The sequence below is a fragment of the Streptococcus infantis genome, assembly GCF_047460685.1.
GTDB classification, from domain to species: domain Bacteria; phylum Bacillota; class Bacilli; order Lactobacillales; family Streptococcaceae; genus Streptococcus; species Streptococcus infantis_AD.
Map to the genome: position 1 here is coordinate 1 of NZ_JASHFS010000030.1, position 8,430 is coordinate 8,430.

Consider the following 8,430-nt stretch of genomic DNA (forward strand, 5'->3'; position numbering starts at 1 on the left):
GTGTGATGCTTCTGTTATACTACCTGTTCGCTCACAATAGGAGAGAACTTTTTTACGAAAATCTATTGAATATGCCATAAGAAGATTATACCACATTATGTACTGTTTTAGGTTCATTTTACTATATATCAGATATTGCGTATAATTTAGCCATAGCGTCTCATCATTTCTTCATGTGAGATAGCTTTTTTGCCACATTCAACCCATTTTTTATAAGCTTCATCAGCGACCTTAATATCATACATATCTTCAATTTTCTCTATAACAGCTTGTCTAATAAAGTCAGTCTTTGTTGTATTATTTTCTTCAACAATAGCATTTAATAAAGAATTTAACTCTTGACTAAGTTGAATAGAAATTTGTGTAGTAACAACATTATTCATATAACAGCCACCTAATAGTTATTTTAGATACATTATACTCCTAGTCTAAAAGTTTCTCAATAAAAAATTTCACTTTTTATAGTTATTTATTTTAATAAAATTGTAGTATCTGCAAGGATGTGCCAGTTCGAGACCGACCGCCAGTATAGTAATAAAGACAAAGTTTATAAGCCTTGTCTTTTGTTTTCTCTTTATAAAATTTTATAGTTTAGTTACTAACTTTTTTTCTTTGCTCTTAAAAATCTAATAGCAGAACTGTATTTCTTATTTCTCTCTAAGTCTTTTTCAGTAATTAATGGTAGTCTTGTTAAATCTGAATTATGCCGTAAATCCGCCAACTTTACAACTCTAGCGAGTTCATTTTTCTTTACTAGATTGAGATAAGATTGATAATCTTGTCCTTTTTTCTTTGTGAGTATATCGACGGCTTCTATAATATTTTTTGAAAAACCTTCCTTTTTTAGGTCTAGTAGAGTTAGTGAAGTATCTTCAATTACATCATGTAGATAGGCGACAGCTTTCTCTTCATCAGTTGCGACAAAACTAGCTACTGTTTCAGGGTGTTTAATGTAGTCAATTCCTGCTCTATCAATTTGTCCAAAGTGTGCTTTTTTAGCTACTTCATGTGCTTTTATTGCTTGTGATGTATCCATGATTTAATTATAAACTTTCCATTTATAAAACTCAATTACTTTATAGTAATTCATCTAGTTTATCAGCTAAATCCTTTTGCTTACTTGGGTACAAGTGAGAGTAGGTATCAATCGTGGTTGTTATAGAAGCATGTCCTAGTCGCTCTTTTACAACTAGATAATCTTCCCCTTGGTTAATCAGCAGGGAAGCGTGTGAGTGCCTAAAATCGTGTATTCGTATCTTTTTTAGTGTGCTATCACGTTCAATGATTTTCTTGTACTGCTTTTCAATAGCATTTTTTGTAATTGTGATAGGACTATTTTGAAACACTTGTAATGTTAGGCTATTGTTGGTAAATTGCTCTAATAGATGTTTTTGTCGCTTTTCCCAATCTTGTAATTCTTGGCTTAATTTTTTATTGATAACAATTCTTCTTGTTCCTGCTTTAGTTTTTGTTGTGCTGATATGAGTTACTCCTTTATTAACATAGACAGATTTCGTGATATGAATTGTATTACTTGAAAAGTCGATGTCTTGCCATGTTAGGGCAAGAGCTTCCCCAAGTCTTAATCCTGTAAAGAATAGAACAGTAAAGAGTAGTTTGATATTGTATTCTTCGGGTTCAAATAGTGTCAAAAATTTCTGAAATTCTTTGACTGTCCAAAATTGCATTTTTGTTTTTTCAATTGGCAACTTTTTTATCAATTTTGCTGGATTGGAGGAGTAATAGCCTTTTCGCAAACCAACATCAAAAATTTTTTTGAGTAAAATCATGATTTTGTTAATAGTATTTGTGCTTAACGGTTTATCAGAATTTTTAGCTACTTTTTGCCTAAGATGTTCTCTAAATTGGTAGATGTCTTCATAGGTTAGTTTTCCGACATTATCGACCATAGAAAAATAATCTTTGATGTGTTTGTTGTAATTATTATCTTGTGTATTGATATAGCTTGCTTTTCGATGATTTATGCTATCTTCTTCCTTAAGTAGTTCATATAGTATGGAGATAGTTATTTTAGCCCCATAGAAGCGTTCTTTTAACTCTACACTTCGTAAGTAGTGTTCTGCTTCAATAGCTTCTTTTTTCGTCTTATAGCCCTTTCTGACAAGTCTACGTTGCTTTAGTGTTATTGGGTCAAAACCGTTACTAATATCAACTACCCAATTACCGTCTTTACCTTTTCTAATTGCCATATTTTACTCCTTGAGGGTACTGTTTTGAACATCAAAACCGAGTAATTCGGTAGCAATAGTAGCAGGTATAGTACCAATTCGTTTATTCTGATAGACTGTAAAGCCTCGTGTTATCAGTAGCTCTTTCCCTTGGCGGATAATACGTTTAGATGTTCCCTCAGAGAAACCAAGGGCAACTAGGTCATTCTTAGTAACAGTTGCTATCATGTAACTTACTCCTTTATTCATCTAGTTTTATTTTCTTATACTTTACATGATTATCGAAATACTGACCGTCTTTATAGACTTTACTAATGTATTCCGTTTCATATAGTACGACTGAACTATCATAATTAAAATCTTCATAAGTATAAAATCTATCTTCATCAGGCTTTTTTAAGTTGCGTGATGAAAAATAGGCTTGCTTTCCGAAGTTTTCCAACAATTCTTGTCCAATCCCTTTTTCAAAATACTTTGTGACATATCGACCGCGATTTTCTTTGCTGTCTACATCAACTTTATTTATCCGTACTGCTCCATGTCCCCAAAGTTCCAAGAGTTGACGGTGTGGTACATAAGGAACGCTGAAAAGCAGAATATGAGCATGCCATGCTCCACGTTTTTGCCTCTCTAATACTGCTATATATTTTAATTTACTTTTCTTGGTATTAAAAATGTGATAATTAAAGCGTTTAATAAAAGTTTTGAGTAAGTCTTTGAAGTGGTTTCTATCGCTGATATTTTTTTTAGTGGTCAATGTAAGAAAAGAAGTTGTATCATCAAAATTGCAATCAACTAGGCGTAATAAGTTCCACTTAGCTTCTAAGCGAGTCTTCTTCATACGTTCAAGACGTTGTTCTTGTTCTTCGGGTGTTAGTTCATCAAATGTTCGACGTTTTGATTTTTCCTTGTTTTCAGTATTAGTATCTAGAATAGATTTTCCTTTTGAAAATATTGGCTTATCATATTCCCAAACTTCGATATAGGAAGCGGTGCGAATAATTTTTTTATTATAATTACTCATAAAAAATGCACCTTTGTTATAGCTTTCGCCAAAAGATTGCCTATATAATAAATAAACTAGGAGGAGCTTTGCTCCTCCTTGCTTCTATCATGTGACTAAGCACCGCTCCGCTAAACACACTCCAGCTTGCCGACTTAGTCGGCAGTTTTGCTTAGTCACATGATTAGAAGTAGATTTATTTTGTAACAGGCAGTATATTTGTAGCACTAAAATATAAATTCTCTTTATATTGGCTACAAGAAAAATTTTCTAATAGAACTTCTCTAGTTTTGTTAGAAAGCATTTCTTGATAAGAAATTGTTGGATTTAAATTAGATATTTTAACTGAGATTAATTCCAAATAAAAGGGAGAATCAGGGTCTTGTAAACTGATATTTACTCTATACCCAGTTAGTTTTTGCTCTTTGTCTTTAACTTCTGTCATTGATTTTACTGCAATAAAGTGTGAGCCAAATAGGTCTACAGATTGTGAAAGAACATCATTTAATTTCATAGTATTTTCCTTTCTATTGACCTCCTGCAAAAGCAGTCGGTTTGCTCTTTTTCTCTGTTGGAAAGAATACCTATTCCAACAGAGAAAAAGACCGCTATTAGTGGACTGGTAGTATGTTTCTAACTACCTGCAAAAATTCTCGTTTTGTTTTAACATCAACGAATGGAACTATTGTCAGTACAGGTTCCACAGAATTCAGACCGTCAGCATAAAAGAGAGCTTCTCCTTTTCTATCTGAAACTGTAGGAATGTTTTCTAATTCACACATCGAAAAAGCCATCCTCATACGGTCAGCCCCTGGGGCACCAAGGTATAAAACTGCTGAAATTTGATTCCTCAATTCAACGGGGATGTTTTCGGCATTAGGGTCTTGAGTAGATAGGACTAGGTGACAACCTGCCTGTCGTCCCTTACGTGCAATCAGTCCTAAGTTCTGCAAAATCTCATTCCATAGCTGTTTACTAGAGCCACAAGAATCACGAATAGAAGCAAGCTCATCGACAAATAGAAAATTAGGTGTCATCATGCCCAGGTCATATGCATCAGCATTTAATGAACTATTCTGTTTGATAATTTCAAACCTTGCATCCATAATCTCTATAAATTTTCTCGATAATTTTGCTAGCATTTGGGGTGAAGAGCCTACTGCCACTTGTTCTCCCAGTTCTTCGTGAAGAAGTTCACCAATACGATATAAATCGGCAGCCTTACCATCAACTATACCTAAATAAGTATCATCATCACTACCACAACCTTTAGCCAGTGCGTTAAATAAGTACCATTGTAAGGCTATTGTTTTACCTGTTCCAGTGCGTCCATATATACCTATGTTGGTGTTTGATTTTAGACTAAATTGCTGAGTATTCGATAGCTTGATTATTGGAGTAGGAATATCTTCAAAAAATTCTTTAGTCAATGTGTGGGCATTTAAAACATACTGTTCAATTTTTTCTGTGTGACCGAGTTTATAAATAACACAATCAGGGAATTCTTGTTTTGATATTAAAGGCAACCCTAAGGTTGGTATAAGATACTCCTCTAGATTTTTAAGAAGTTTTAAAAATTTATTCCCAAACAGAGGTACTTTAACCATTACATCATTATTAGGCGTGATTTCGAAGTTCAATGTTGCGCTATTGATTACTAGATTGTTACTTTCTTCATATAAATTTAGACTTATTAGCATATCAAATAGAGATTCTCTGACGTACAATATACTTTGAATTTTTTTAATAAAAGTAGACCTAAAAAATTTTTCTACAAGAATAATAAGGCCTGTAAAAAAACTTGACATAATCAATCCAAAAGGTATAAAGGGGATTGAAAACCAAGTATTTATCAATAAGAGGCCTACTAACAATTCAGTTCCTATTCTAATAAGAAAAAGTCTACGAGAAGTAATAACATAGGGATTAACTTTTACTTTCACAGATTTGCTCAGTTTCAGTATTTTCATCTTCATTCCTCTCAGAAATTAATGTATCTATACAACCAATTAAAAAGATAAATGGATTTTAGTAAGGTCAGGAGCTCTAATATTTGCAATTATAGTAAGCAGAGTACAGATAGAAAGTACCAGTATTGACCAATGAGCCACCCTTAATCTGCTACTTGAAATGATATAATTTCTTGTTAAATCTGCTATTGTTCTTAATCTAAATAGTTTCATTTAAAAACTCCTAAACTGTAAAAGTTACTTGTAGTGCTTTATGGTCACTAAAATGATTATCAAGTGTCGAATAGTTTTCAATTTTGCTATTTGGTGTAATGAAAATATGGTCAAGTTTCTTATTACTCCAAGTCGGTAAATCTCGGCTAGCATTTACCATGTATTGCTCCATTTCAACTATCTTATCGGGTAAAGTCGTTTCATTATTTGGACTTTCATTGAAATCACCTGCCAAGATAATATGGTCATACAATTTGCTTGCTTGGGAAGCAAATTGAATATATTTATCCCACATTTCTTTTTTTTCTACGGGGCGATTTTCAAAAAGAGGAAAGTGGAGAGAAAAGACCGCGATAGTTTTATTATTAATTTTAAACAGACCACCACTTTGTCTACAATAGAAGTCATCATAAATAGGAGGAAGTTCTTTGATGAGTTCGATATTGTCACTAAAATAGAAAAGTCTAGTACTTACAGCATTAGATTTATCAGACTTAGGATAAATAACCCCATATCCACGCTTTCTCAATTCTGTATCAAGTTCTTTTGCTAACTTTTCGGCTAACAAAAATTTCTGATATTCATCAACATTTAAGTAGCGAGGCTTTGTTGATGGTTGGGTGCCTCCAGCTTCTTGTAATGCTATGAAAGTAGGGTTTTGTGATAATAAATAATCAGCTATCTTAGTAGAAGTTCTATCCTTATATGGTCCACCAGAGCCACGATAATCAAGGTTTGCAGTCAATAAAGATAAATTAGTCATATCAGTTCTCCTTTTATTGAAAAATTTAAAAAATATAAACGTGGTTATTCTTTTTAAAAAATAAACGATACAGATGTCGTCTATTTTTGAGTGTTTTCAAGATAAAACTTAGCAAGGAAATCTATTACCTGCCCTTGAGTTGGGGGATAACCTAAATTTCTCACTAGTTCTCCTGCAATGATTTCCAAATTTAACTTGGTTGATTTATCTACAACTGCTGATATATTTGTAGGATTATCAAACATGCTACTTGCTGGAACTGGTTTACCTCTTGCCATAATTTTTCCTTTCAACATTATAACCATGTTTATAACTATTATAATTTTTCTATGCATACTTGTCAACCCATAACACCTAAAAAAATAAAAAATTCTATACGCGTATGGTATAATCTACTTATTTGAAAAATGATGAAAGGTTAGATAAAATGGGATATAGTGAATGGCAACCTGTCAATTATTCAGTTACTGAAGATGAAGACTTTGAAACAGTAAAACAAAGAGTAATTAAAGATTTTCAACATTATCTAAAACTACTTGATGATGGTACTGAGAAAAGTCGTGACAAAGTCTATAAATCTTTTACTTTTAGTAAGTTATTTGGAGAAGAACTTGGTACTGACGATGATATCGACAAGTTAAGTAAAGAAATAATGGATAGATTGAGGAAAAGTAAATCCTAAAAAGTTACTAAAAATAAAAAAACTATCTTTTTTGCGATAGAGGTATCTTCTTAAAAAGGCTATTTGAAAGGCTTCACATACTTATAAAACGGTAAGAGCCAAACTCAAAATCCAGTGTCCGCAAGGACGTGCCGGTTCGACCCCGGCCGCCGGTATAGTATGAAAGACAAGGTTTTCGGACCTTGTTTTTTTGTTGAATAATTTATTAAAATTTCACTAAAAAAGGTCTATACCATTTACAAATTGTTTTGAAAGGTTTATAATGTAATTGACATAATAAATAGTAGATTATTTCTTAAGGGGGTTATCATTATGCCTAAGTATATTAAAGCTGATCAATTTTTCTATCCACATGGTATTCGTCGTGGAGGTTATTTAGAACTTATTGATGGCAAGTTTGGTAAGCATGTTGAAGAGATTTCGGATGATGCAGAAATTTTAGACTACTCTGGTTACAGCATTGCACCTGGTCTCGTTGACACCCACATTCATGGTTTTGGTGGTGTGGATGTCATGGATAATAATATTGAAGGAACTCTTCATACGATGAGTGAAGGTCTTCTTAGCACAGGTGTTACTAGTTTCCTACCAACTACACTAACTTCATCATACGAACAATTGCTGGCTGTTACTGAAAACATTGGTGCACGCTATCAAGAAGCATCTGGTGCTAAGATTCGTGGTATCTATTTTGAAGGGCCATACTTTACTGAGGAATTTAAAGGAGCTCAAAACCCTGCTTACATGAAAGATCCACGTATGGATGAGTTCCGCGCTTGGCAGAAGGCTGCTAATGGTCTTCTTAATAAAATTGCTCTTGCACCTGAACGTGATGGGGTTGAGGACTTTGTACGTACTATTACTGGTGAAGGTGTAACTGTTGCTCTTGGTCACTCTAATGCTACCTTTGATGAAGCAAAAAAAGCTGTTGATGCTGGAGCTAGTGTATGGGTTCACGCATATAATGGAATGCGTGGCTTAACACACCGCGAACTTGGTATGGTTGGTGCTATGTATGAGTTACCACACACTTATGCAGAATTGATTTGTGATGGTCATCACGTGGATCCTAAGGCTTGCGAAATTCTTCTTAAACAAAAAGGAACTGAAAATATTGCCCTTATCACTGACTGTATGACAGCAGGTGGTTTGCAAGATGGTGATTATATGTTAGGGGAGTTTCCAGTTGTAGTTGCAAATGGGACTGCTCGCCTTAAATCTACAGGTAACTTGGCAGGTTCCATTCTCAAACTTAAAGATGGTTTGAAAAATGTCGTTGAGTGGGGAATTGCAAATCCTCATGAAGCAGTCATGATGGCTAGTCTGAACCCAGCTAAATCAGTTCATATCGATGACGTCTGTGGACAAATTCGTGAAGGCTACGATGCAGACTTTATCGTGCTAGATAAAGATTTGGAATTAGTAGCAACTTATCTAGATGGAGAAAAACGCTATCAAGCATAATCTAAAAAGTAGAAACGACTTTGTACTGACCCCAAAAAGTTAGACAATTAATTTAAGCAAAGGATTTAATTCTGTATTGTACAGGACTAAGTCCTTTTAGTTTTACCTTAATTCGTTTGTTGTTGTAGTAATCAATATAGTCTACA

General features: G+C 33.7%; 13 protein-coding genes. 2 read left to right on the forward strand and 11 right to left on the reverse strand.

The features are described 5' to 3' along the window. The 10 genes from QM917_RS10370 to QM917_RS10415 all read right to left on the reverse strand — a co-directional run. The coding region (locus QM917_RS10370; protein ID WP_137995624.1) for an IS630 transposase-related protein at positions 1 to 78 on the reverse strand (78 nt) is incomplete at its 3' end. A gap of 68 nt (positions 79 to 146) precedes the next feature. After that, positions 147 to 383: a type II toxin-antitoxin system RelB family antitoxin gene (relB, locus tag QM917_RS10375; RefSeq protein WP_001067144.1), complete on the reverse strand. Its 237-nt coding sequence runs from the start codon at positions 381 to 383 to the stop codon at positions 147 to 149. A gap of 215 nt (positions 384 to 598) precedes the next feature. Then, a complete protein-coding gene (locus QM917_RS10380; RefSeq protein ID WP_000381519.1) occupies positions 599 to 1,036 on the reverse strand; it encodes an HD domain-containing protein in 438 nt (145 codons plus the stop codon). A 40-nt stretch (positions 1,037 to 1,076) separates the two neighbouring features. Beyond that, the gene (locus QM917_RS10385) at positions 1,077 to 2,210 is read right to left on the reverse strand and encodes a tyrosine-type recombinase/integrase (protein WP_414285702.1); all 1,134 of its coding nucleotides are present in this window, start codon (positions 2,208 to 2,210) and stop codon (positions 1,077 to 1,079) included. Between the two features lie 3 nt (positions 2,211 to 2,213). Beyond that, a complete protein-coding gene (locus QM917_RS10390) occupies positions 2,214 to 2,417 on the reverse strand; it encodes a DUF3173 domain-containing protein (protein ID WP_261075629.1) in 204 nt (67 codons plus the stop codon). A 13-nt stretch (positions 2,418 to 2,430) separates the two neighbouring features. Beyond that, a complete protein-coding gene (locus QM917_RS10395) occupies positions 2,431 to 3,213 on the reverse strand; it encodes a Rep protein (protein WP_414285704.1) in 783 nt (260 codons plus the stop codon). A 175-nt stretch (positions 3,214 to 3,388) separates the two neighbouring features. Then, entirely contained in the window at positions 3,389 to 3,706 is a 318-nt protein-coding gene (locus QM917_RS10400) for a hypothetical protein (RefSeq protein ID WP_261064429.1), read from the reverse strand. Between the two features lie 97 nt (positions 3,707 to 3,803). Continuing rightward, on the reverse strand, positions 3,804 to 5,162 hold the full coding sequence (locus QM917_RS10405; RefSeq protein WP_414285706.1) for a cell division protein FtsK: 1,359 nt from the start codon (positions 5,160 to 5,162) through the stop codon (positions 3,804 to 3,806). Between the two features lie 223 nt (positions 5,163 to 5,385). Further along, the gene (locus QM917_RS10410) at positions 5,386 to 6,138 is read right to left on the reverse strand and encodes an endonuclease/exonuclease/phosphatase family protein (protein ID WP_132972997.1); all 753 of its coding nucleotides are present in this window, start codon (positions 6,136 to 6,138) and stop codon (positions 5,386 to 5,388) included. Positions 6,139 to 6,218: 80 nt separating this feature from the next. After that, positions 6,219 to 6,416 (reverse strand): hypothetical protein, encoded by a 198-nt coding sequence (locus QM917_RS10415; RefSeq protein ID WP_115242154.1) that lies wholly within the window; start codon positions 6,414 to 6,416, stop codon positions 6,219 to 6,221. Positions 6,417 to 6,538: 122 nt separating this feature from the next. Between QM917_RS10415 and QM917_RS10420 the strand changes: the two genes are divergently transcribed. Then, positions 6,539 to 6,820: a hypothetical protein gene (locus QM917_RS10420; RefSeq protein WP_243701288.1), complete on the forward strand. Its 282-nt coding sequence runs from the start codon at positions 6,539 to 6,541 to the stop codon at positions 6,818 to 6,820. 312 nt (positions 6,821 to 7,132) lie between these two features. Next, positions 7,133 to 8,284, forward strand: coding sequence for an N-acetylglucosamine-6-phosphate deacetylase (gene nagA, locus QM917_RS10425; RefSeq protein ID WP_060956243.1), 1,152 nt, complete (start codon positions 7,133 to 7,135; stop codon positions 8,282 to 8,284). A 52-nt stretch (positions 8,285 to 8,336) separates the two neighbouring features. On the opposite strand, the gene QM917_RS10430 is transcribed toward nagA, so the two are convergent. Continuing rightward, the coding region (locus tag QM917_RS10430) for an IS3 family transposase (RefSeq protein WP_414267512.1) at positions 8,337 to 8,430 on the reverse strand (94 nt) is incomplete at its 5' end.

Bases quoted from the DNA above. Each gene is read 5' to 3' on its own strand.
- QM917_RS10380 (WP_000381519.1), bottom strand. From the start codon at position 1,036: ATGGATACATCACAAGCAATAAAAGCACATGAAGTAGCTAAAAAAGCA.
- QM917_RS10395 (WP_414285704.1), bottom strand. From the start codon at position 3,213: ATGAGTAATTATAATAAAAAAATTATTCGCACCGCTTCCTATATCGAA.
- QM917_RS10400 (WP_261064429.1), bottom strand. From the start codon at position 3,706: ATGAAATTAAATGATGTTCTTTCACAATCTGTAGACCTATTTGGCTCA.
- QM917_RS10405 (WP_414285706.1), bottom strand. From the start codon at position 5,162: ATGAAAATACTGAAACTGAGCAAATCTGTGAAAGTAAAAGTTAATCCC.
- nagA (WP_060956243.1), top strand. From the start codon at position 7,133: ATGCCTAAGTATATTAAAGCTGATCAATTTTTCTATCCACATGGTATT.
- QM917_RS10390 (WP_261075629.1), bottom strand. From the start codon at position 2,417: ATGATAGCAACTGTTACTAAGAATGACCTAGTTGCCCTTGGTTTCTCT.
- relB (WP_001067144.1), bottom strand. From the start codon at position 383: ATGAATAATGTTGTTACTACACAAATTTCTATTCAACTTAGTCAAGAG.
- QM917_RS10415 (WP_115242154.1), bottom strand. From the start codon at position 6,416: ATGGCAAGAGGTAAACCAGTTCCAGCAAGTAGCATGTTTGATAATCCT.
- QM917_RS10410 (WP_132972997.1), bottom strand. From the start codon at position 6,138: ATGACTAATTTATCTTTATTGACTGCAAACCTTGATTATCGTGGCTCT.
- QM917_RS10385 (WP_414285702.1), bottom strand. From the start codon at position 2,210: ATGGCAATTAGAAAAGGTAAAGACGGTAATTGGGTAGTTGATATTAGT.